The 21,795-nt window shown below is 65.8% G+C and carries 19 protein-coding genes and 1 pseudogene; 10 read left to right on the forward strand and 10 right to left on the reverse strand.

The window, feature by feature from the left end; all coding sequences use genetic code 11:
* Positions 1-56: 56 nt before the first annotated feature.
* Positions 57-3,269 (reverse strand): reductive dehalogenase, encoded by a 3,213-nt coding sequence (locus ACR0DA_RS10375; RefSeq protein WP_480753849.1) that lies wholly within the window; start codon positions 3,267-3,269, stop codon positions 57-59.
* A gap of 75 nt (positions 3,270-3,344) precedes the next feature.
* Here ACR0DA_RS10375 and ACR0DA_RS10380 point away from each other — a divergent pair, with 75 nt between their 5' ends.
* Positions 3,345-4,247 (forward strand): LysR family transcriptional regulator, encoded by a 903-nt coding sequence (locus tag ACR0DA_RS10380; RefSeq protein ID WP_170509677.1) that lies wholly within the window; start codon positions 3,345-3,347, stop codon positions 4,245-4,247.
* Here ACR0DA_RS10380 and ACR0DA_RS10385 read toward each other — a convergent pair.
* Positions 4,238-5,089, reverse strand: a complete 852-nt coding sequence (locus ACR0DA_RS10385) for a LysR substrate-binding domain-containing protein (protein ID WP_170443662.1) — start codon at positions 5,087-5,089, stop codon at positions 4,238-4,240. The genes ACR0DA_RS10380 and ACR0DA_RS10385 overlap by 10 nt on opposite strands.
* Positions 5,090-5,193: 104 nt before the next feature.
* On the opposite strand from ACR0DA_RS10385, the gene ACR0DA_RS10390 reads away from it, so the two are divergent.
* Complete coding sequence (locus ACR0DA_RS10390; RefSeq protein WP_480753851.1) at positions 5,194-5,898, forward strand: SDR family oxidoreductase; 705 nt, start codon at positions 5,194-5,196, stop codon at positions 5,896-5,898.
* Positions 5,899-5,902: 4 nt separating this feature from the next.
* On the opposite strand, the gene ACR0DA_RS10395 is transcribed toward ACR0DA_RS10390, so the two are convergent.
* Genes ACR0DA_RS10395 through ACR0DA_RS10410 form a run of 4 tightly spaced genes read right to left on the reverse strand, consistent with a single transcriptional unit; the run spans position 5,903 to position 11,625 of the window.
* Positions 5,903-7,177, reverse strand: a complete 1,275-nt coding sequence (locus ACR0DA_RS10395; protein WP_480753852.1) for an NAD(P)/FAD-dependent oxidoreductase — start codon at positions 7,175-7,177, stop codon at positions 5,903-5,905.
* Positions 7,178-7,219: 42 nt separating this feature from the next.
* Positions 7,220-8,254: an ACP S-malonyltransferase gene (locus tag ACR0DA_RS10400; protein ID WP_170370944.1), complete on the reverse strand. Its 1,035-nt coding sequence runs from the start codon at positions 8,252-8,254 to the stop codon at positions 7,220-7,222.
* Complete coding sequence (locus ACR0DA_RS10405; RefSeq protein WP_480753854.1) at positions 8,251-10,440, reverse strand: dehydrogenase E1 component subunit alpha/beta; 2,190 nt, start codon at positions 10,438-10,440, stop codon at positions 8,251-8,253. Before ACR0DA_RS10405 ends, ACR0DA_RS10400 begins: the two co-directional genes overlap by 4 nt.
* 18 nt (positions 10,441-10,458) lie before the next feature.
* Positions 10,459-11,625, reverse strand: coding sequence for a pyridoxal phosphate-dependent aminotransferase (locus ACR0DA_RS10410; protein WP_480753855.1), 1,167 nt, complete (start codon positions 11,623-11,625; stop codon positions 10,459-10,461).
* Between the two features lie 98 nt (positions 11,626-11,723).
* Between ACR0DA_RS10410 and ACR0DA_RS10415 the strand changes: the two genes are divergently transcribed.
* The gene (locus ACR0DA_RS10415; protein WP_480753857.1) at positions 11,724-12,608 is read left to right on the forward strand and encodes a LysR substrate-binding domain-containing protein; all 885 of its coding nucleotides are present in this window, start codon (positions 11,724-11,726) and stop codon (positions 12,606-12,608) included.
* A 101-nt stretch (positions 12,609-12,709) separates the two neighbouring features.
* On the opposite strand, the gene ACR0DA_RS10420 is transcribed toward ACR0DA_RS10415, so the two are convergent.
* The 3 genes from ACR0DA_RS10420 to ACR0DA_RS10430 all read right to left on the reverse strand — a co-directional run bounded on the left by ACR0DA_RS10420 (position 12,710) and on the right by ACR0DA_RS10430 (position 15,380).
* The gene (locus ACR0DA_RS10420; RefSeq protein WP_480753859.1) at positions 12,710-13,867 is read right to left on the reverse strand and encodes an acyl-CoA dehydrogenase family protein; all 1,158 of its coding nucleotides are present in this window, start codon (positions 13,865-13,867) and stop codon (positions 12,710-12,712) included.
* 108 nt (positions 13,868-13,975) lie between these two features.
* Entirely contained in the window at positions 13,976-14,767 is a 792-nt protein-coding gene (locus ACR0DA_RS10425; protein WP_170601507.1) for a TIGR03084 family metal-binding protein, read from the reverse strand.
* Positions 14,768-14,816: 49 nt separating this feature from the next.
* Positions 14,817-15,380: a TetR/AcrR family transcriptional regulator gene (locus tag ACR0DA_RS10430; protein ID WP_005978507.1), complete on the reverse strand. Its 564-nt coding sequence runs from the start codon at positions 15,378-15,380 to the stop codon at positions 14,817-14,819.
* A gap of 304 nt (positions 15,381-15,684) precedes the next feature.
* Here ACR0DA_RS10430 and ACR0DA_RS10435 point away from each other — a divergent pair.
* From ACR0DA_RS10435 to ACR0DA_RS10445, 3 genes and pseudogenes are all read left to right on the forward strand, one after another.
* A pseudogene (locus tag ACR0DA_RS10435) lies at positions 15,685-16,149 on the forward strand (nuclear transport factor 2 family protein).
* Between the two features lie 13 nt (positions 16,150-16,162).
* Positions 16,163-16,777, forward strand: a complete 615-nt coding sequence (locus ACR0DA_RS10440; RefSeq protein ID WP_480753861.1) for a pyridoxamine 5'-phosphate oxidase family protein — start codon at positions 16,163-16,165, stop codon at positions 16,775-16,777.
* A 47-nt stretch (positions 16,778-16,824) separates the two neighbouring features.
* Positions 16,825-17,073 (forward strand): hypothetical protein, encoded by a 249-nt coding sequence (locus ACR0DA_RS10445; protein WP_174819685.1) that lies wholly within the window; start codon positions 16,825-16,827, stop codon positions 17,071-17,073.
* Between the two features lie 51 nt (positions 17,074-17,124).
* Here the strand turns inward: ACR0DA_RS10445 and ACR0DA_RS10450 are convergent, their stop codons facing one another.
* Entirely contained in the window at positions 17,125-17,799 is a 675-nt protein-coding gene (locus tag ACR0DA_RS10450) for a TetR/AcrR family transcriptional regulator (RefSeq protein ID WP_480753862.1), read from the reverse strand.
* A gap of 64 nt (positions 17,800-17,863) precedes the next feature.
* Between ACR0DA_RS10450 and ACR0DA_RS10455 the strand changes: the two genes are divergently transcribed.
* The 4 genes from ACR0DA_RS10455 to ACR0DA_RS10470 are packed head-to-tail and all read left to right on the forward strand — an operon-like array spanning position 17,864 to position 21,763.
* Positions 17,864-19,180 carry a flavin-containing monooxygenase gene (locus ACR0DA_RS10455; protein WP_480753864.1) on the forward strand — a complete coding sequence of 439 codons (1,317 nt, stop codon included), beginning with the start codon at positions 17,864-17,866 and terminating at the stop codon, positions 19,178-19,180.
* Positions 19,177-20,079, forward strand: a complete 903-nt coding sequence (locus ACR0DA_RS10460) for a bile acid:sodium symporter family protein (RefSeq protein ID WP_170337661.1) — start codon at positions 19,177-19,179, stop codon at positions 20,077-20,079. The genes ACR0DA_RS10455 and ACR0DA_RS10460 overlap by 4 nt, the downstream gene beginning before the upstream one ends.
* Positions 20,076-21,008: an SDR family oxidoreductase gene (locus tag ACR0DA_RS10465; RefSeq protein WP_480753866.1), complete on the forward strand. Its 933-nt coding sequence runs from the start codon at positions 20,076-20,078 to the stop codon at positions 21,006-21,008. The genes ACR0DA_RS10460 and ACR0DA_RS10465 overlap by 4 nt, the downstream gene beginning before the upstream one ends.
* Positions 21,005-21,763 (forward strand): SDR family NAD(P)-dependent oxidoreductase, encoded by a 759-nt coding sequence (locus ACR0DA_RS10470; protein WP_480753868.1) that lies wholly within the window; start codon positions 21,005-21,007, stop codon positions 21,761-21,763. Before ACR0DA_RS10465 ends, ACR0DA_RS10470 begins: the two co-directional genes overlap by 4 nt.
* The last annotated feature ends 32 nt before the right edge of the window (positions 21,764-21,795 follow it).

Genomic DNA, 21,795 nt, shown 5'->3' on the forward strand with positions numbered 1-21,795 from the left:
GTCCATGGCCCGCGCGACCTATTTTTTCGCCTGAAAATGTCGCTTTCCGACCGGGGTCAGAGGTCGATCTCGACCACCCCGCCCGGCTCGGCCGCGCGGCTCTGGCACAGAATCAGTGCCGATTCCCGCTGTTTGCGCGACAGGACGAAATCGCGATGCTCGACCTCGCCCGCAATCAGCCCGCATTTGCAGACGCCGCAGATGCCGTCGGCGCATTTCACGTCGACATGGATGCCGGCCTCGTTCAGCACCTGCGCCGCGTCTTTGTCGACGGGCACCTCAAGGTCACGCCCTGACCGTGCCAGCCGCAGGGTGAACGGGTGGTTTTCAAAATCGGGCTGCTCGGGCACCGAGAAATACTCCAGATGCCGGGCCTCCTCGGGCCAGCCCTGACATTCGGCAGCCTGCATCACCGCCTCCATGTAGCGGTCCGGACCACAGGTATAGACATGCCGGCCGTCGCGATAGCCCGCCAGGATCGCGTCCAGATCGGCGCGGGTGCCCTCATCCGAGACATGCAGATGCACGCGGTCCGCCCAGGGCGCTGCGGCCAGATCGGCCAGATACCCGGCCTTTTCCCGTGAGGGGACGGAATAATGCAGGTCGAAATCACGGCCCAGCGCGTGCAGGCGATGCGCGAAGGCGATCATCGGGGTGATGCCGATGCCGCCGCCCATCAACAGAGTGCGGGAGGCGGTCTCATCCAGTTCGAAATGGTTGATCGGCTTTGACACGAACACCTTGCGGCCCAGCGTGAAGATCCGGTGCAGCAGGGCCGATCCGCCGCGGCCCTGATCCTCGCGCAGGACCCCGATCTGATAGGTCATGCGGTCGGCCGGGTCTCCGGACATCGAGTATTGCCGCAGGAATTCCGGCGCCACCAGCACATCCAGATGCGCGCCGGCCGTCCAATCCGGCAAGGGCGTACTATCTGGTGTGGAGAACTCGTATTTGGTGACGTCTGCCGTCATCTTCTCAACCTTCGTCACCTCGACCCGGATGACCGGGGCGTCGCCGGCAATCGTGTAGCGATGCACCACCGACACATCGCCCGCAGCCAGACGGGCCTTGTATTCGTCGGCGGTGACCATGGCCTGATAGGCGGCGATCCCGGCCTCGCGGTCCATCGCGAAGGGATAGGGCCAGGGGTGCGGGGCCAGTGGGGCCGGATAGACGGCCAGCGTCTGATCCTCGTATTTCAGGTCCATATCCTTTTGCAGATCGCGCCGGTTCAGCGGGTGCGTGGTGGGGCGATAGCCGCCGTCGGGCTGCAGCTCCAGATCCCACCACCATTTCTTGGTGTCGTTCAGCCCGCCATTGCCCAGCGCATCGTCCAGTTTCGCCAGCGCGGGCGCGGCGACGGGAATGGTCATCGCAGCCCAGCGGAACGGGCGTTCGGCGAACAGCCCTTCCAGGTTCCACGGGCAGGTCTTCATGCAGCGCCCGCACATCGCCCCGCCCGGCGTGGTGATCCGGTAGGTGGCGCATTTCTGGCTGTCGGATTTCCAGATCTCGTAGCCGTTGAACATCAGCTTGGGCCCGGCGGTGATCGCCCCCGAGGGGCATTCGCGGGCGCATTTGTTGCAGCTTTCGCAGAATCGCTGCAGGCCAAAATCGATGGGCTTGTCATGCGCCATCGGCATGTCGGTGGTCACCACGCCCGATTTCAGGCGCGGGCCCAGGAACGGGTTCAGAATGACTTCGCCGATGCGGCTGACCTCGCCCAGCCCCGACAGCAACAGCAGCGGCGGCTGCAGCACTTCGCCATCCATCACCGTATGCGCCTTGGCCTTGTAGCCCAGATTGCGGATCTGACGGGCCAATACCCCACCCAGCAGCGAGAACCGCAGATAGGCGCGCATCGACTGGGCAACGCTGATCCAGTCGTCACCGGATGCGCCCTCCATCGTCTCATAACCCTGGTCGATGATCATGCTGACGGCCTGATCGTGGGGCGGCACGATCTCCTCGCCGGTGGCGTCGTGGGAATACCACGCCCATTCGGGGCAGCGGCTGAGGCCTAAGGCATCGACGCCCAGGAAATAGCTGGCCGCCTTGATGTTCGCCGCGTTGCGCTCGGCATCGGTGGGTCTGGCGACCTCGGCGCTGTCACCGTCCTGCAGCAGGACGAACGCCCCCAGCGCGCGCCGTTGGGCAAAGCTGGGCGCGGATTTTCGGACGTAGTGCCCGCCCTTCGCCGCGTCCTGCAGCGGTTTGCCCATGTCGCCGAACTGCGCCCGCGCAAACATGTCGGCGCGTTTGGGCACGCGGGGCACGTTCGCTTCGTCGATATAGGTGGTCGGGCTGTCCACGCGTTTGAGCGTCTCGAACGGGTGCGCGCCATCGACATAGCGGCGGCGGGCGAAAGGGTCGCGGTTCAGCGCGCTTTTGGCAAAACCCGCGCCCAGCCACCACGCGGGGCCTTGGGTTCTGAACCACGGCTGCCGGTCGCGCGGGGCCAGCGGTCGATCATGGGCGATTTCCAACTCGGTGGTCACGGCGGCCAGCCCGAACCGACGCCCCAGCCAGGGGGCCACGGCGGTTCCATCCTCGGCCCAGACCAACCCGGCTGCGGCGGCAAGGCGCGGCAGATCCACGTCCGAGGACATCACCGAATGCGCCCGCGCGTCATACCCCAACAAGCGGATGTAGTTGGCGATCACCACCGCGTTTTCGGTGGCCAGCAGGCAGGCGCGGTGATCCTGCGCATCCAGGATCCACTCGGCGCCGGGCTCGGCCGGATCGGGGTCGCGGTGATGTTCGTACAGGAACACGATGGCATGGAGATGGGCGGTGATCGGCCCCGGCTGGGCCGCGACGCTGTCGCGCAGGTCGGCCATGATCACGTCGATCCCCGAGGCCAGGGTCTTTGTCTGCCGGGTCTGCAGCGCATGGGCCAGCCGGTCGATATCGGGGTTGCGCCGGGGCTGGTCCAGCAGCGCCTGCGGCGGCAGAGGCCCGCAACCCATCATCGATGCATCGTTGAAATAGCCAAATGCCTTCAGGTGGTTGGCGCGCTCGACCAGATCGCCGGGCATCTCAGCCCGGGCCGGATTGACGAAGCCATCGCGGATGGTGTCCAGCATCGCCTGAAACTCGCCCATCGCGTTGACGATGCTGTCGGGCTGCTCGGGGCGGTCGAAACTCAGCACCGGCATGGGCGCTAGCGCCGACAGATCGGGCAGCGCATCCTGTCGCCGCAGCCGTTCCAGCGGAAAAGGCCCCATGTGAACGGGTCGGTTCTTGTCCGAGAAAAAGCGGATCCCCATCGCGTGCCTCCTGTTGCCAAGCTTCCCCTAGCGCGGCATGAACAGCAATACCATTCATGGCGGATCATAAACGGTATGAAGAAAATTGATTTCACGGATCTGGACGGCAAGGTCCTGCGCACCTTTCTGACGATCCTCGAGGAAAACTCAGTGTCCAAGGCCGCCGACCGCCTGGGCGTCACGCAATCGGCCATCAGCCACACGTTGGCCAAGCTGCGGCAGGTGCTGGGCGATCCGCTGTTCGTGCGGTCGGGCCAGGGGCTGCGCGCGACCGAGCGGGCGCTGGCGCTGAAAGACCCGGTGCAGAGGGTGCTGGACGGTATGCGTGCCCTGACCGACGAGCGGCCCTTTGACCCGCTGTCCGAAGAGATCACCGTCCAGATCGCCACCAACGACATGCCGCGCGAGCTGATCTTTCCGCACTTGCTGCGCGCAGCGCGGGCCGATGGGGTGCGGCTGCGGCTGGGGTTCATGCCCTCGGGCGTGCCCGACCCTGAACTGCTGCGCAGCGACCGGTGCCAGCTGATGCTGACCCCGCTGCCGCCGGACGGCCCCGACATCTTTCAAAAGCTGCTGATGAGCAGCCCGCTGATGGTGTTCTACGACGCCGAACGCCGCGACCCGCCCGCCGACTGGGCCGCCTATTGCACCTCGGACCATGTCGAGGTGCGGTTTCCCGACGGGCGCAACGCGCGGGCGGTGATGCGCGGCGTGGATCAAAGCCAGATCCGCCCGCCCACCGTGACGCTGCCGCATTTCAACGCGATCCCGGCCTTCGTGAAGGGCAGCGACCTGATCTCGACCGACACGGCGCTGATGAAACAGGGGCCTTTGGCGGCACTGGACTGTGCGCCCCTGCCCTTCGATTGTCAGCCGGTGTCGATCTACATGGTCTGGCACCAGCGGTTCGCCAACGATCCCGCCCATCGCTGGCTGCGGGGCCAGATCGCGGCGATTGCCGCCACGCTTCAGGCCTGAGCCCGCAGCCAGTCGCGCATCAGCGCCACCAGATCCGGCTGCCGTGGCTTGCGCGGGGTGACGATATGGAACCCCAGATCATCCAGCAGCACCTGCGCCAGCGGTTGCACCAACCGTCCCGCCGTCAGCTCGGCCGCGACCAGTGGCGCATTGGCCAGCGCAAAGCCCTGCCCGGCCACGGCGGCGTCGATGGCCAGGCTGGTCTGGCTGAAATTCATCATCCTCGGGCGCCCCTGAACGCCGGCGCGTTCCAGAAACAGGGGCCACAGGCCGTGTGAATCGCTCAGCATTACATGCGCCAGCAGGTCCTGCGCCGATGTCACTTGCGCGGCCAGGTCAGGGCTGCCGACGACGACGAATTCGGTGGGGAACAGCGGCTCGGCCACCAGACCGTCGCCAAATGGCGCGCGGCCCTGCCGCACCGCGATGTCCACCCCGTCCGTCTGGAAATCGGCCAGCCGCTCGCGCGCATCGACCTGCACCGAGACATCCGGGTGGTGCGCGGTGAAATCGCCCAGCCGAGGCACCAGCCATTTCGAAGCAAAGCTGGGTGTGACCGACAGGGTGATCTGACGCTGGCCGGACAGGTCTTCGACCGCCTCTTCGATCAGACGGAAAGCGCGGCGCAGGGGCGCGTGGAACCGCCGACCGGCCTCGGTCAGGCGCAGGCCGCGTGGCAGACGGTCGAACAACAGGGTGCCCAGCCGCGCCTCGAGGCCCCGGACCTGCTGGGCAACCGCCCCTTGGGTGACGCCCAGTTCCTGCGCCGCCAGCCTGAAGTTCAGGTGACGGGCTGACGCCTCGAAGGCGCGCAGGGCGTTCAGCGGGGGAAGGGCAGCCATGGAGTCCACACAGTAGATTTTCTACAGCCATAAGGCAGAAGAACTGTTTGGTCAAACGGCCTGCCACGCTTCATCTTAGCGGCAGATTGAAACGGAGAACAAAGATGACGGAAAAAGTGGCTCTGATCACCGCCGGCGGCAGCGGCATGGGCGCGGATGCGGCGCGGCGGCTGGCGGCGGACGGGTTCAAGGTGGGCATCCTGTCCTCGTCCGGCAAAGGCGAGGCGCTGGCCGCCGAGCTGGGCGGCGTGGGCGTGACCGGCTCGAACCAGTCGAATGACGACCTGCAGCGGTTGGTCGATGCGGCGATGTCCCATTGGGGGCGGATCGACGTGCTGGTGAACTCGGCCGGGCATGGCCCGCGCGCGCCGGTGCTGGAGCTGACCGACGAAGACTGGCACCAGGGGATGGACGTCTATTTCCTGAACGCGGTGCGCCCCACAAGGCTGGTGACGCCGATCATGCAGGCGCAGGGCGGCGGGGCGATCATCAACATCTCAACCTTCGCGGCGTTTGAGCCGGACCCGGTATTTCCAACCTCGGGCGTGTTCCGGGCGGGGCTGGCGGCGTTCACCAAGCTGTTCGCCGACAGATATGCCGCCGAGAACATCCGCATGAACAACGTCTTGCCCGGCTTCATCGACAGTCTGCCGGAAAAGGAGGAGTTCAAGGCCAAGATCCCCATGGGCCGCTACGGGCGCAGCTATGACGAAATCGCCTCGCTCATCGCGTTCCTGGCCTCCGAGGGCGGCGGCTACATCACCGGGCAGAACATCCGGGTGGATGGCGGGATCACCCGCTCGGTCTGATTGGTCAGACCCTTGCCTTGACCAGATGCGTCAGCGTCGCGCCGGTCTCAAAGAAGGCGCGGCGCAGGCCTGTCCAGCTTTCGCTGTGCTCAGGCACCGGCGGCAGCGGCAGGCGGGCGGGGTCGCCCGACAGCAGGCTGTCGGCCATCATGCGGCCGAACACCGTGCCCGGCCCGATCCCGCGCCCGGAATAGCCATGCGCCGACAGCGCGTTTGGCCCGATCTGCACCAGCTTCGGGATATGGTCCGAGGTCATGGCGATGCGCCCGTGCCAGCCGTCCTTCAGCGGTTGGTCGGCCAGCGCAGGGAAAATCTGCGCCAGTTTCCACGTGATCCAGCCGCGATGTGCAAAGCTGCCCGCATGGCCCAGATCGCCCATCGCCCCGATCACCAGCCGCCCGACCTGATCCATGCGGAACGAGGTCATGATCAGCCCGCTATCCCAGCAGCCCTCGCCCCCCGGCAGCAGGGTGGCGCGGATGTCCTCGGGCAGTGGGTCGGTGGCGTATTGGAAGTAGTAGACCGGCACATAATCCTGACGGGTGTCGGGCAGTCCTGCATGATAGGCGTTGGTGGCCTGGATCAGCGCCTTGGCCCGCACCAAGCCTTGCGGCGTCTCCAGATGCCATAGCTCGCCATCGCGGCGCAGGGTCTGCACCAGGCTGTTGGCGTGGATCGCCGCCCCGGCCTGCCGCGCTGCGCGGGCGAGGCCTTGCACGTAGGCCAGCGGCTGGATCGTCCCGGCGCGCGGATCGAAGATAGCGCCGTGAAACGCCTTGCTGCCAGTGCGGCGGGCGGTTTCCTGCTCGGACAGCAGTTCGACCGGCGCGCCGTCGGCGGACAGTTGTTGGTGGCGGGTCTGCAGGTCGCGCAGACCTTTTGGCGAATGGGCTAGGTGCAGGGTTCCGGCCTGCACCGGCTCGCAGTCGATGGCGTGGTCACGGATCAGGCGGAACACCTCGGCCGGGGCCTGCGCCAGCAGGGCGATCAACCGGTCGCCCACCTCGCGGCCCAGATGGGCGCGGATCTCGGCCGGCGGAAGCCACAGCCCGGCATTGGCCAGCCCGACATTGCGGCCCGACCCGCCATGGCCGATCTGGTGCGCCTCGAGCAGACAGACCGAGGCCCCCGCCTGCGCCGCGTGCAGCGCCGCCGAGCAACCCGTGTAGCCGCCGCCGATCACGGCGAGGTCCACCGTGGCGGACCCAGTCAGGGGCGGGGCATCCACCCGCTCGCGGCTGGTCTTGGTCCACAGGCTGATTTCCGGATCGGTGGTCATGGGCGGGATGTCCTTGAATGCGCGTGCAGATTTCCCGAGGGCTCAGCCGATGGCAAGAGGTCTTTGATCCTCGCGCCCCAGCGCGATCAGGAACGGGTCCTGTGCCTGCAGGGCCTGAAAGCTGTCCTTGTCGGACATGCCGCGCCAATTGGCCAGCACCAGTGACTGCGCCACCGCGCCGCCCAGCGTGGCGCCGGGGCCGGCAACGATGAACAGGTCGGGCGCGAATTCGCGGGCGGCGGTCTGCACGGCGCGGGTGAAGTCGTAGGGCTCGGTCACCTGATGGCCCAGTGTGTAATCCCACAGGGCGCCCGTGTCGGTGGCCCCCGGCCACCAGATCTTGCCGCGCCCGTCGATCATCGGCAGGTCGGGTTGGGTGAACAACGTGGCGGGCAGTTGGCGGCGGCCCTCCTGCGCCACCGGGGCCTGAAGACGCGTGTGAAAGGCCGCGTGATTGGCCAGCCGCATCGGGAACCGCTCTAGCACCACGGGCTGCGCCGCCTCGAACGCTTTGAGACCGGCCTCGTTGCCGGCCAGAACCAGCATCCCGCCCAAGTCGATCGACAGGGCGAGGTCATGCTCCGGCAGGGCGTTGATGCGCGCCACTTCGGCCAACAGCTCGGCCTTTCGGGCCGGGTCGTCGCGCCAGTCGTCGCCGGTGAAGGGATAGACCAGTTGCCCGCCGATCAGGTGGGTTTGCATCAGCGTGCCCATGGTGTTGACCACCCGGAACCCGTTTTCGGGCGACAGCGCCCCCGCGGCGGCCAGCGCGATATACCAGCCCATCGAGTTGCCGGTGACGGCCACCACCTCGATATCCTCGGACAGCGCCTGCGCATCGGCCAGCGCCGCGGCGTAGATCAGCGGCGAGGCCACGTCGCCGCGCGAATATTTGCTGACCGAGAATCGCTGCGCGCCGTCCAGCGCGGTCACCGCCTCTTGGCCCGTTTCGGCGCGGATGGCGTCGAATTCGCGGAACAACTCCATCCGGTTCGAATGGTGACGGTGCAGATAGCCCAGCTCGGGCTTGTTGTAGGTGCCCCGGCCGGGGCAGATCACGACGGCGGTACGGGTCATTTTGCGGCTCCGGTCAAGGTCAGGGCGGCGGCCACGATCCCCTCGCGCGAGGGCAGCGGCGCGGCATAGGCGGGGCCGGTGGCGATGAAGCAATCCTCGGCCACCACGCGGGCGGTGGGCAGGTCGGTTTGTTCGGCAATGAGCGTCATCAGGGCCTCGGACTGGCTGCCGGTGCGGCGGCATTCATCGACGATCAGGACGTGCTTGCAGCCCCTGGTGGCCTCCAGCAGCGCCTGTTCCGGTAGCGGCGCCAGCCAGCGCATGTCGATGATGCGGGTCTTGAGGCCCGCCGCTGCCAGTTCGGGCAGCGCCTGTTTCGACAGGTAATGGCCGTTGCCGTAAGTCACGATCGCCAGATCGGTGCCGTCGCCATGCACGCCGACCTCGCCCAGCGCGATGCGTTCGTCGGACGCGGGATAGCGGGTCATCCACGCGCCGTCCTGCGCCTGATGCAGGTCGCGCATCGGGTAGAGCGCGATGGGTTCCAGGAACACCACCACCCGCTGCTCCTCGCGCGCACGGCGCACGCATTCGCGCAGCATCCGCGCCGCGTCCGCCCCGGTCGAGGGGCAGGCGATGATGACGCCCGGAATGTCGCGCAGCACCGCCAGCGAGTTGTCGTTGTGGAAATGCCCGCCAAAGCCTTTCTGGTAGCCCAGCCCCGCGATCCGCACGACCATCGGGTTGGTGAACTGCCCGTTCGAGAAGAAGGGCAGCGTGGCGGCCTCGCCCCGGATCTGGTCCTCGGCATTGTGCAGATAGGCGAGGAACTGGATCTCGGGGATCGGGACAAAGCCGTTGTGGGCCATGCCGATGGCAAGGCCAAGGATGGACTGTTCGTCCAGCAGCGTGTCGATCACCCGGTCGGGGCCGAAACGCGCCTGCAGCTTCTGCGTCACGCCATAGACGCCGCCCTTGCGGCCCACATCCTCGCCCATGCAGACGATCTCGCCATGTTCCAGCATCAGGTCGGTCAGCGCCCAGTTGATCAGGCGGGCCATCGGCTGCGGGTCGTCCATCGCGCGCAGGTCGCTGCCGAAGGCGGCGGCGCGGGCCTCGGCGCTGGGACCGTTGGTAGGCTTGCAGGGGCGTTTCGGCGGGATCAGGCTGGCCGCGACCTCGGCGGCAGTGGCCAGATGCGGGCGGGTGGCGGCCTTGGCCGCGATGCGGTCAGTGCGGGCGCAGGTCTGCTCATAGATCGTCAGCGCCTGATCGGGCGGCAGCGCCCCGGCCTGATCCAGCAGGCGCACCGAATGCAGCAGCGGATCGTTGGCCTCGTCGGCCTCGACCTCGGCGCGGCTGAGATAGGTGGTGGGCACATCCGCCCCCGCGTGGCCGTAAAGGCGCACGGTTTTCAGGTGCAGGAAGGCCGGTTTGCGCCGGGTGCGGACATAGTCGGCCGCCTGCTGCGCCACCGCGAAGGTTTCGTAGATGTCCAGCCCGTTGGCCTGGAAATACCTGATGCCCGGACGATGCTCCATCGATGCCTGGATCCAGCCCTTGGGCGTCTTGACCGAGATTCCAATGCCGTTGTCCTCGCAGACAAAGAGCAGCGGCAGCGGGATCGACTGCACGCTGGTCCAGCCGGCGGTGTTGATCGCCCCCTGTGCGGTGGAGTGGTTGGCCGAAGCGTCGCCAAAGGAACACATGGCGATGCCGTCCTCGGGCAGTTGCCGGTGCTCGGGGTCGTGCCGCCGCGCCGCGCCCAGGCTATAGGCCGCGCCTACCGCCTTGGGCAGGTGGCTGGCGATGGTCGAAGTCTGCGGCGGGATCATCAGCGCCTTGGAGCCCAGCACCTTGTGTCGCCCGCCCGAGGTCGGGTCCTCCTCGGAACAGGCGAAACTCAGCAGCATGTCCCAGGCGATCTGCTGGCCGGGCACCTGCTCGGCCCGGGCGATCTGAAAGGCGGCGTCGCGATAGTGCAGAAAGGCGATGTCGGTCGGGCGCAGGGCATGGGCCACGGCGGCCATGCCTTCGTGCCCCGACGAGCCGATGGTGTAGAACCCCTGCCCCGCCTTCTGCATCGCCCGGCTGGTGCGGTCCAGCGCGCGGCTGAGGACCTGAGAGCGGAACAGCGAGACCGCCTCGGGCGCAGTCAGGCCCGGGCGCGGCGACGCGCCTGCGGGCAGGTCGCGGTTGGCGACGCGGGTCAGGAAGTTTTCGTGAACGATCTGGGCGCGATCCATCTGGGGTCCCCGGTCAGGTCAGAGTTGGGCCGTGGCGTCGGTGATCCGCCGCAGGCCTTGGGTCAGGCTATCGGTGTCATAGGCAAAGGAAAGCCGAAAATGCCCCGGCATGCCGAAGGCCCGCCCCGGTACCACCGCGACGCCCTCGTGATCCAGCAGATGGCGGCAGAACTCGGGGTCCGACGGCATCGCAGCGGGCGTCTGCGGAAAGACGTAGAAGGCGCCGCCGGGCACCGGGCAGTCCAACCCGGCGGCGTTCAGGCCCGCCACGACCAGATCACGGCGCGTGCGCATGGCCTCGCGGCGTTCGGCCAACAGATCCTGCGGGCCGGTCAGCGCGGCCAGTGCTGCCGCCTGCGCGATGGAACAGGCACCCGAGGTGATCTGCCCCTGCACCGCCGCCATCGCCTTGATCAGCGGCGCGGGGCCGATCCCCCAGCCGATGCGCCAGCCGGTCATCGAATAGGCCTTGGACACGCCATTCACCGTCAGCGTGCGGTCGGCCAGCGCCGGAACCGCCTGGGTAAAGGGCGTGAAGGGCACATAGGCGAGGTGCTGATAGATCTCGTCCGAGGTTACCCAGACCTGCGGGTGCTGTTCCAACACAACGCCCAGCGCCTGCAATTCGGCCTCAGAGTAAACCGCCCCGGTCGGGTTCGACGGTGTGTTCAACAGCAGCCAGCGGGTACGCGGGGTGATCGCCGCCTCCAACTGTTCGGGGGTCAGCTTGAAGGCCTGATCGCGCGGACAATCCAGCACGACCGGCACACCGCCCGCCAGTTTCACCATGTCGGCATAGCTGGTCCAGAAAGGCGCGTTGGTGATGACCTCATCGCCCGAATCGAGCGTCGCGAGGAACGCGCCGGCCAGCACCTGCTTGGCCCCGGTCGAGACGATGACCTGCGCCGGCTCGACCCCGGCCTGTTCCGCGATAGCGGCACGCAGGGCCGGCGTTCCGGCGGTGGCGGGGTATCGGGTCTGGCCTTCCAGCGCCGCCTTGTGGGCGGCCTCGACCACGTGCGGCGGCGTGGGAAAGTCGGGCTCACCGGTGCTGAGCGCGATCACGTCCACACCCTGCGCACGCAACTGCGCGGCCCGTTCCGAGATTTGGACGATCTCGGACAATTCGATCCCGTCGAGTCTCCCTGCCCGCCGAAATCCGCTCGAACTGTTCTGAATGGTCATGATCGCCCCGCTGCACTTTTCTACCGCCGCGCCTTTTTGCTATTGGATTGGGGGATCCACCAGTGATATTCCCTCCAGAAGCCATGAGGAAAAGTCATATGCTGGCGCCGCGTCGATTTCTGCCGTCCATTTCTTCCCTGTTGGCGCTCGAAGCCGTCGACCGCCTGGGCAGCGCCTCAGCAGCTGCCGATGAACTCTCGCTCACCCAAAGCGCAGTCAGTCGCCAGTTGAAGGCCGTCGAAGAACAACTGGGCGTCGCGCTGATCCAGCGCGACCAAATGCGCCTGCAGCTCACACCCGCTGGCAAGGAATACGTGGAAACCGCCCGAACAGCGCTGCAGCAACTGGCGCAGGCCTCACTGAAGCTGAAGGCCAACCCTTCCGGCGGTTCTTTGCAACTGTCGATCCTGCCCGCCTTCGGTATGCACTGGCTGGCGCCACGGCTTCAGGATTTCGCGCAACGCCACCCCGAAGTGACGATGAACCTCAGCACACGGCTCAAGCCATTCGACTTCGGCACCGAACCCTTCGACGCAGCCATCCACTTCGGCCAGCGCGACTGGGCCGGGGTGAACTATCTGCCGATCATGTGCGAAGAGGTTCTGCCGGTCTGCGCGCCAGCCCTGCTGCCAGCCGAAGCCCCGAACGCTAAATGGCTGGTCGACGCACCACTGCTGCATCTGGATACCCGGCCCGATGCGTGGGAACGCTGGTTCGCCGCGCAAAGCACCCCTGTCGAGGGCGTCCGAGGCATGCTGTTCGACCAGTTCTCGACCATGATCCAGGCTACGATCCATGGGTTGGGCGTAGCACTGCTGCCCAGCTACCTGATTTCATCCGAGCTCGAGGCCGGCCGGTTGGTTCCGGCCTGTGCAGCTCCGCCGGTCAGCCTGGGCGACTACTATCTTGTCTGGCCGCAAAATCGCACGGAACCGGCCCCTCTTGTCTCGTTTCGCGCATGGCTGCAGGGGCAGCTGCCTTAGCCGATCCGCCTCCGCCGCGGCCGAGCATCGCTCGGGCGCGGCCGGCCCCAACCGGAGGAGGCGGCCCGCAAGGGCCGTTGACGACGGGCGGGAGCGCCCGGTCAGACGTCGATCGAGCGGGCGATGAGTTCCTTCATCACCTCGTTGGTGCCGCCATAGATCATCTGCACCCGCGCATCCGCGTAAAGCCGCGCGATCGGGTATTCCATCATGAAGCCATAGCCGCCGAACAGCTGCAGGCATTCGTGCATGATCTCGTTTTGCACCTCGGAGCCCCAGTATTTCACCATCGAGGCCGTGGCCGCGTCCAGCTGACCGGCCTCCAGCTTGCCGATGCAGTCATTGACGAAGCTGCGCAGCACCTCGGCCTTGGTCTTGCATTCCGCCAGCTTGAAGCGAGTGTTCTGGAAATCCATGACCCGTTGGCCGAACGCCTTGCGCTCTCGAGTGTATTTGACCGTTTCAGCGATGGCGAAGTCGATCGCGCCCAGCGCCATGATGCCGATGGTCAGACGTTCCCACGGCAGTTGCTTCATCAGCTGATAGAAGCCCTGCCCCTCCTCGGAGCCCAGCAGGTTGGTCATCGGCACCTTCACGTCCTCGAAGAACAGCTCAGCCGTGTCATTGGCCTTCATGCCCAGCTTCTTGAGGTTGCGGCCTCGGCGGAAGCCCTCGGCCCCTTCGGTCTCGACCGCGATCAGCGACACGCCCTTGGAACCCAGCGACTTGTCTGTCTTGGCAGCCACGATGATCAGGTCGGCGGTCTGGCCGTTGGTGATGAAGATCTTGGACCCGTTCATCCGGTAGGAATTGCCATCCTTTTCGGCTGTGGTGCGGATCGCCTGGACGTCCGAGCCGGTGCCCGGTTCGGTCATGGCCAGCGCGCCGACCATCTCGCCCGAGGCCAGTTTGGGCAGCCATTTGCTCTTTTGATCCTCGCTGCCATAGGCGGTGATGTAGTGGGTCACGATCGACTGGATGCCATAGCCCCAGCCCGCATCCCCGCGCGAGGTCTGCTCATAGATCGTGACCGCATCAAAACCCATGCCGCCGCCGACGCCACCGAATTCCTCGGGGATGGCCCCGGCCATCAGCCCGGTTTCCCCTGCCTTCCGCCAGAAATCACGATCGACCACGCCCTGCTCGGCCCAGGCTTCGATGTTGTGCACCAACTCATCATCCATGAACCGTCCGGCCATTTCGGCAAACATGCGGTGTTCGTCAGTGACCCAGGAAGCGGTCGAGGTAAAAAGCGACATGATTGGTTCTCCGGAATTCTGTTGGCGAAAAGGGTAGCTTTCGCCGCCGATTCCGCCAATCCGGGTGACGCCGCGTCGGTTTGCGCTGCTACGCAACGTCCTTTGGCGTCAATGCCCTACGCGGTGCCGGGCGCCGGGCGGCGGCGGCGTTTCCGGGGCGCCGGCGAAACACTGGGCGATGGCCATCCACTCCTGCGTGACCGACCCCTGCACCGACAGGCCGGTGTCAGCCACGTTCCGGGTCTGGGTCACCACGCGGGCGAAATCGATGGCCAGCCCTTCGATCAGGTCGGGACCGGGCGCGCCGAATTCCCACAGCGCCCCCGACGGCGCGATCAGGCGCAGATGGGGTGCCACCGGTGGCACCGGGCGGCCATGTACCGTGTAGGTCCAGCCAAAGGTGTTCACCCCCAGCACGACGATGTTGCGGATCCGATCGGTCTCGGGCCGGGTCAGGCCAAGAATGTCGAATACCTCCTGCCCATGCGCCCAGGTCTCCATCTGCCGGGCGGTCATCGAGGACCGCACCGACATGTCCGGCCCTACCCATTTGACCCGCGCCTTGGGGTCCAGAAGGGCCCAGTCATAGGCCATGCGGGTGTACAGATCGCGCCAGGCCAGCCGCAGGTCATGGCCCCGCTCGGGGATCACGGCGTTTTCCGTGGCGCGAAAGCCTTCGGCCTGAATGCGCGGCATCACCTGCTGCACCCTTGCGCCGAACGCATCAGGGTCACGCTGCGACAGGTCGGCCATCTGGTTCCAGAAATGCAGGTGCACCAGCACGTCGTCGATGGTCCAGGCCTTGAATTGGGTCACGGTGCCCCAATCGACGGCACCAAGACCCTCAAGGGCATGGTCGAGAACTTGGCATTCTTCAAAGAAATCCGCAGCTTGATCCATGACACTCCTGCTCTCTGCGCATGGATCCACTAAAGCGGGTTTCGGCCGGTCAGGCCAGTGCGTTCTGCAAAAGGACCTGCGCGGCCTCTTTCGCATCGCGCGCCGGATCGCAGCTGTGCAGCAGCACGGCGGTGACGATCGCACCCTCTTTCAACAGCAGCAGCTGGCAGGCCAGCTTGTCCGGGTCCCGCGCGCCGGCCTTGCGACACAGGTCGGTGAAATATTCCAGCAGCAGGCGCTTGTGCTCTCCGGCCTGCACATGGATCGGGTGGTCGGGATCCTGGTATTCGGCCCCCGCCTTGATGAACATGCAGCCGCGGAAATTGTCCTCGCGGAACCATTCGCCCAGCGCATCGAACGCGGCCAGCAATTGATCGGCGGGGGTGTCGGCCAGCTCCTCGATCCGGCGCACGAACCAGTTGCGGAAATTCTCGTCCCGCAGGCGCAGCACCGCCAGGATCAGCTCCTCCTTGGTGCGGAAATGCTTGTACATCGAGGTCTTGGACACGCCGGTTTCGACCACCAGCCGGTCCATTCCGGTGGCGTGAAACCCGTCGCGGTAAAACACCTGCAGTGCTTTGCGGACCAGCTCGTCCCGTTTGTTCGGACGCATGATTCGGCTCCCTCATGTACAGATCAGTACATAATGCCTTTGCCGCGCAGGCGCAATTCACACCGATGAAGACACTGTTTTTAGGTCTTATTTTCCATGACAAAGGCCAGAACGAAAAACTTTTTTTGACCCAAGGGTTGAAAAAATTAACCGATCTGTACACCTTATCAGCACAGTTTACTGATCTGTACACCCAAAGGATTTGACCGATGCGACGCCGCGCCAGCCCATTTCCCGCAAGCTATGTTCCCTTCCTTCTGACCGTGGCCCTACTGGCCGCCACCCTCGCCTGAAGGCCCTGACCATGCCGCGCCCTCCCCTGCCCCCGTTCACGACGCAGACCGCCATCGAAAAGGTCCGCCAGGCCGAAGACGCCTGGAACAGCCGCAACCCCGACATCGTGACCCCGGCCTATACCGAGGACAGCCAGTGGCGGAACCGGTCCGAGTTCCTGACCGGCCACGCCCAGATCCACGCCTTTCTGACCCGCAAATGGCGCACGGAACTGGACTATCGCCTGATCAAGGAGCTGTGGGCCTGTGACGGGAACCGCATCGCGGTGCGCTATGCCTATGAGTGGCATGACGACAGCGGCCAGTGGTTCCGCTCCTACGGTAACGAGAACTGGGAGTTCGCCGCCGATGGCCGGATGGCCTAGCGACATACGTCCTTGAACGATCTGCCGATCACCGACGCCCAGCGCCTGTTTCACTGGCCCCTGGGGCCACGGCCCGCCGACCATCCCGGCCTGTCCGATCTGAACCTGTGAAAGGAGGCACCCCATGCCCCGCGCCTTTTCCGAACTGACCTTCACTCCCGCCGTCCGCGCCCATCAAGAGCGGATGGGGTCCGCCGCCTCCTACGCCAAGTTCATCGACGGCGGCCCGCAGCAGGGTCACCTGATCGGCCCCACCGAGCAGGCCTTCATCGAGGCGCGCGACTGGTTCTATCAATCCACCGTGTCCGAGACCGGATGGCCCTATGTCCAGTATCGCGGCGGCCCGGCGGGGTTTCTGAAGGTGCTGGACGACCGGACCATCGGCTATGCCGATTTCACGGGCAACAAACAGTATATCTCGCGCGGGAATCTGGACGGCAATGACCGGATCGCGCTGATCCTTATGGACTATGCCAACCAGCGCAGGCTCAAGATCCTGGGCCGCGTGGACTTTCGCGAAGGGGCCGAGGCCGCGCGCGACCTTTTCCCTGACGCGGCCGAGGCCGAACGCGCGGCGATCATCCATGTCGCGGCGCTGGACTGGAACTGCCCGCGCCACATCACCCCTCGCTTCACCGAGGCCGAGCTGCGCCCGCATCTGAACGCGCTTGGCCGCCAATTGGCCCAGCTGCAGGCCGAGAACGACCAACTGAAGCAGGCCCTGGCCCGAAAGGCCTGAGCCACCCCCAAGACCCCGAACCCGTCAGCAACAGGAGTATCAATGCCATGCTACGCGCGATTACCAACACCCTCGCCACCCTGACCGCCGGATCGGTCTTTGCCGTTTCGGTCGTGACCGTCGGCTTCTACCTCTCGCCCGAGGCCGTGCGCGCCGCCGAGCCCGACCCGTTTCAGACCCAGTTCCGGGCACAGACCATCGAAGCGATGCAGAGCGCTTATCCCGTGCTCACCCCCTACACAGAATCCAAGGCGCAACCAAAGCCCGAGTCTTCACCCAAGCTGCCGACAAACTGACAATTGAGGACCGAAATCTTGAATCCCCGCGCGTCTCGGGCACCGCCCGCGCTATCGACTGAGCCGAGCGCGGCCCGAGTGCACCATTGCCTCGATCCCCGCGGCGCAGAATTCGACCAATTGGTCGATCCCGGACAGATCGCCCCCCTGTGACAGTGCCTGCACCCGCCAGGCGCTGTTGAGATGCGCCAGCATCGCCGAGACCGAATAGACCTGGCCAGTGGCCAAAAGCGCCGGGACGGCCTGCGGATACAGTGCGGCGATCTCACGGATGAAGAGCTGAGCGGTGGGGTCGAAACACTCGGCCGCAATATGGCGCCAGCGCGGATCGACCGACACATGCGCCACCAGCCGCCCGTAGGCCATCCAGCCCGGGCCGCCGGATTCGGCAAGACTGACATAGGGGCGGATGAAACAGTCCAAAATACCTCGCAGGGTCAGAGGGCCTTGCGCACGTTGATCCTCCAGCGCCTGCATCCGGATCCGGGCAAGCTCGTCGGCTCGGCGTGCGACGGTCTGGAAGAACAGCTCTTCCTTGCCGCCGCCATGGTGGTGGACCAAACTCACCTGCACCCCGGCGCGCGTGGCGATGTCGCGGATCGAGGCGCCCTCGAATCCCCGTTCGGCAAACAGCGCCTCGGCCGCGTCCAAAATCCGCGCCTTGGTTTCCAGCGACCGGGCCGACGGCGCCCTTTGCCTATGTTTTTCAATGTATTTCGCGCTCATGTTTTTCATCTTGCCTTATTTTGGACGATCGTTCAAGTTAAGCGCCACGAGCAGGGGAGGGTTCATGACACAAGCGCGCAAGGCATATGCCTTGATCGGCGCAGGTCCGATGGGGCTGGCGGCGGCCAAGGTGCTGAAGGAACAGGGCATCCCGTTCCAGGGGTTCGAGCTGCATTCCGATGTGGGCGGGTTGTGGGATATCGATGCGCCACGGTCGACCATGTACGAATCCGCGCATCTGATCTCATCCAAGTCGATGACCGAATTTGCCGATTTCCCGATGGGCGACGACGTGGCCGAATACCCGTCGCACCGGCAGATGCGCGACTATTTCCGGGCCTTTGCCGATCATTTCGGACTGCGCGATCACTACAGGTTCAATGCCGAGGTGATCGACGCGTCGCCGCTGGGTACGCCGGGCGATGGTTGGCGGCTGACCTGGCGGGACGACCAGGGAACGCATAGCGGTGAGTTTGCCGGGGTGCTGATCGCGAACGGTACCCTGTCGGAGCCCAACATGCCCGATTTTCCCGGCAAGTTCGACGGCGAGTTGATCCACGCCTCGCAGTACCGCTATCCCAGCCAGTTCGACGGCAAGCGGGTGCTGGTCGTGGGCGCGGGCAATTCCGGGTGCGACATTGCGGTGGACGCCATCCATCACGCCGCGCAGTGCGACCTTTCGATGCGGCGGGGATACTATTTCGTGCCGAAATACGTCTTTGGCAAACCCGCCGACACGCTGGGCGGGATGATCCGCCTGCCGATGTGGCTAAAGCGCCGGATCGACGGGATGATCCTGCGCTGGTTCGTGGGCGACCCGCAGAAATACGGCTTTCCCAAGCCCGACTACAAACTGTACGAAAGCCACCCGGTGGTGAATTCACTGGTGCTCTATCACGCGGGCCACGGCGATCTGCGCATTCGCCCCGATATCGACCGGATCGAGGGCCGCACCGTTCACTTCAAGGACGGCAGCGCCAGCGACTATGACATGATCCTGGCCGCGACCGGGTACAAGCTGCATTACCCGTTCATCGACCCGAACCTGCTGAACTGGCAGGGCGATGCGCCGCATCTGTACCTGAACGCCATGCATCCCGAACGCGACGATCTGTTCGTTCTGGGCATGATCGAGGCCACCGGGCTGGGCTGGCAAGGACGCCACGAGCAGGCCGAAATGGTGGCGCGCTATATCAAGGGTCTTCAGTCCGGCTGCCCCGTGGCCGCGGCGCTGAAGGCGGAGAAACAAAAAGACTATCAGCGCGCCACCGGAGGCATGCAGTACCTGAACCTGCCCCGCATGGCCTATTACGTGGACAAGGCGACCTATCGCAAGGCGGTGACGGATTGGATCGCGCGGTTTCGGAAAGCCCGCGCATGACCGGAATCGACGAGATCACGCTGAATTTCAGCCCCGGCTCGCTGACCCTGCTGAATGCGATCCTGGCGATCGTGATGTTTTCGATCGCCATCGACCTGTCGCCACGCGACTTCGACCGGCTGCGGCGCGCGCCCAAGCCTGTGGTGGTGGGGCTGGCCTCGCAATTCCTGGTGCTACCGGCGCTGACCTTCCTGCTGGTCTGGCTGACCGAGCCGCGCCCCTCGATCGCATTGGGGCTGATCCTGGTGGCGGCCTGTCCGGGGGGCAATATCTCGAATTTCATCACCCATCGGGCGGGCGGAAACGCGGCGCTTTCGGTGTCGATGACCGCCTTCGCCACCATCGGGGCCATCGTGATGACCCCGTTCAACATCGCACTGTGGGGCGGGCTGTACCCGCCGACCCGCGCGATTCTGCAGCAGACCCAGATCGACCCGGTGCAAATCGCCATCATCGTCGGGCTGATGCTGATCCTGCCGCTGGTGCTGGGGGTGACCCTGAACCAGAAGCGCCCCGCCCTGACGGCGCGGCTGCGCGGGCCGCTGCAGATCCTGTCCATGGCCATTTTCGTGGCTTTCATCGTGCTCGCCCTGGCGGCCAACTGGAGTTTCTTCCTGGGCTACGCCGGGGCGGTCGCCGGGCTTGTGATCGCTCACAACGCACTGGCACTGGGGGGCGGTTGGGTTGTGGCCACTCTGACCCGGCTGTCCCCCTTTGACCGGCGTGCAATCACGATCGAGACCGGCATCCAGAATTCGGGCCTTGGACTGGTGCTGATCTTCGCCTTTTTCAACGGCTTGGGCGGCATGGCCGTGGTGGCCGCCTTCTGGGGGATCTGGCATGCCATCTCGGGGCTGGCGCTGGCGCAGCTGATGGCCCGGACCGAGGCTGCCCGATGACCCGCATCCTGATCACCGGCGCTGCGGGTTTGGTCGGCCGCGCCCTGCTGGACGAGTTGAGCGACCATGAGGTGTTTGCCACCGACCTGCGCCGCCCGGACACGCTGCCGGACGAGGTTCCGTTTCTGCAAATGGATGTCACCACGGGCGACCCGGCCCGGGTGATCGCCAAGGTGAAGCCCGAGGTGATCGTGCATCTGGCCTCGATCGTCACGCCGCCGCCGGGCATGCCACGGGCCGAGGCCCATGCGGTGGATGTGGGCGGCACGCGCAAGGTGGTCGATGCCGCGCTGGCCCATGGCGTACGGCGGCTTGTCGTCACCTCATCGGGTGCGGCCTATGGCTATCACGCGGACAACCCGGTGCCGCTGCGCGAAACCGATCCGGTGCGCGGCAACCCCGAGTTTCCCTATTCCGACCACAAGCGGCAGGTCGAGGAATTGCTGGCCGAGGTCCGAACCGCCGCGCCGCAGCTGGAACAGGTGGTGCTTCGGGTGGGCACGGTGCTGGGCGACGGCACCGACAACCAGATCACCGCCCTGTTCCGCAAGCCCCGCCTGCTGGCGGTGGCGGGCAGCGACAGCCCCTTCGTGTTCATCTGGACCCGCGATCTGGCCCGCATCCTGAAACGCGCGGCCACCGACGGGCCGCCGGGAGTGTACAACGTGGCCGGGGATGGCGCGCTGGGCGTCGACGATCTGGCCCGCGCGTTGGACAAACCCGTGCTGCGCCTGCCGGCCTGGGCACTCAAGGCGGCGCTGGCCGTGGCCCGCCCCCTAGGCCTGTCGCGCTACGGGCCCGAACAGGTGCGGTTCCTGCAATACCGACCGGTTCTTGACAATACCGCGCTGAAAACCGTGTTCGGCTATGTCCCGCAGAAGACCAGCGCCGAGGTGTTCGACCTTTGGAAAAGGAGTGTGGGCCTGTGAAGACTGCGGTGATCTCGGGCGGGGCCGGCGGGCTGGGTCAGGCGCTCTCGGCCGCGCTGCAAGAGCGTGGATGGCGCGTGGTCCTGCTGGATCTGAAGGTGGATGGGGTGCAGAACACCGCCAATCAGATGGCGATTGCCTGTGATCTGACCGATCCGGATCAACTGGCGCGCGCCGTCAACGATACGCTTGCGCATTGCGGCAGCATCGATCTGGTCGTCTACAACGCCGGGATCACCCAGATCTGCGGGTTCGATCAGTCCGACGACACCAGCCACCGCAAGGTGTTCGAGATCAACTATTTCGCGGCCGTCTCGATGGCCCGCGCCTTTCTGCCCGCGCTGCGCCGGTCGCGCGGGGCGCATCTGGCGATCTCGTCGGTGGCGGGATTTGCGCCCCTGTATCACCGCACGGCCTATGCGGCCTCGAAACACGCGCTGGAAGGTTTCTTCAAATCACTGCGGTCCGAAGAACGGCCCCATGGCGTGCGGGTGCATATCGCGGCGCCCTCATTCGTGGCGACCAACCCGGGCCGGGCCGAGCGGCAGCCCGATGGCACCGCACGCCCCGGATCGGCCAGCGACGGCATGGACGAGATGACCCCCGAGGCGGCCGCCCGCGTGATCCTGCAAGGGCTGGATCGCGGGCGGCCCGTCATCCCGGTGGGCCGGGTGGCGCGGCTGGCCTGGTGGCTGAACCGGCTGGCCCCACGCCTGTACCAACGCTTGATGGAGCGCAATATCAGCGGCGCGTGACGCGCGGCCATTATTTGCGGCCTGTCTCCCGG

This window comes from Ruegeria sp. CI8, from assembly GCF_056536865.1.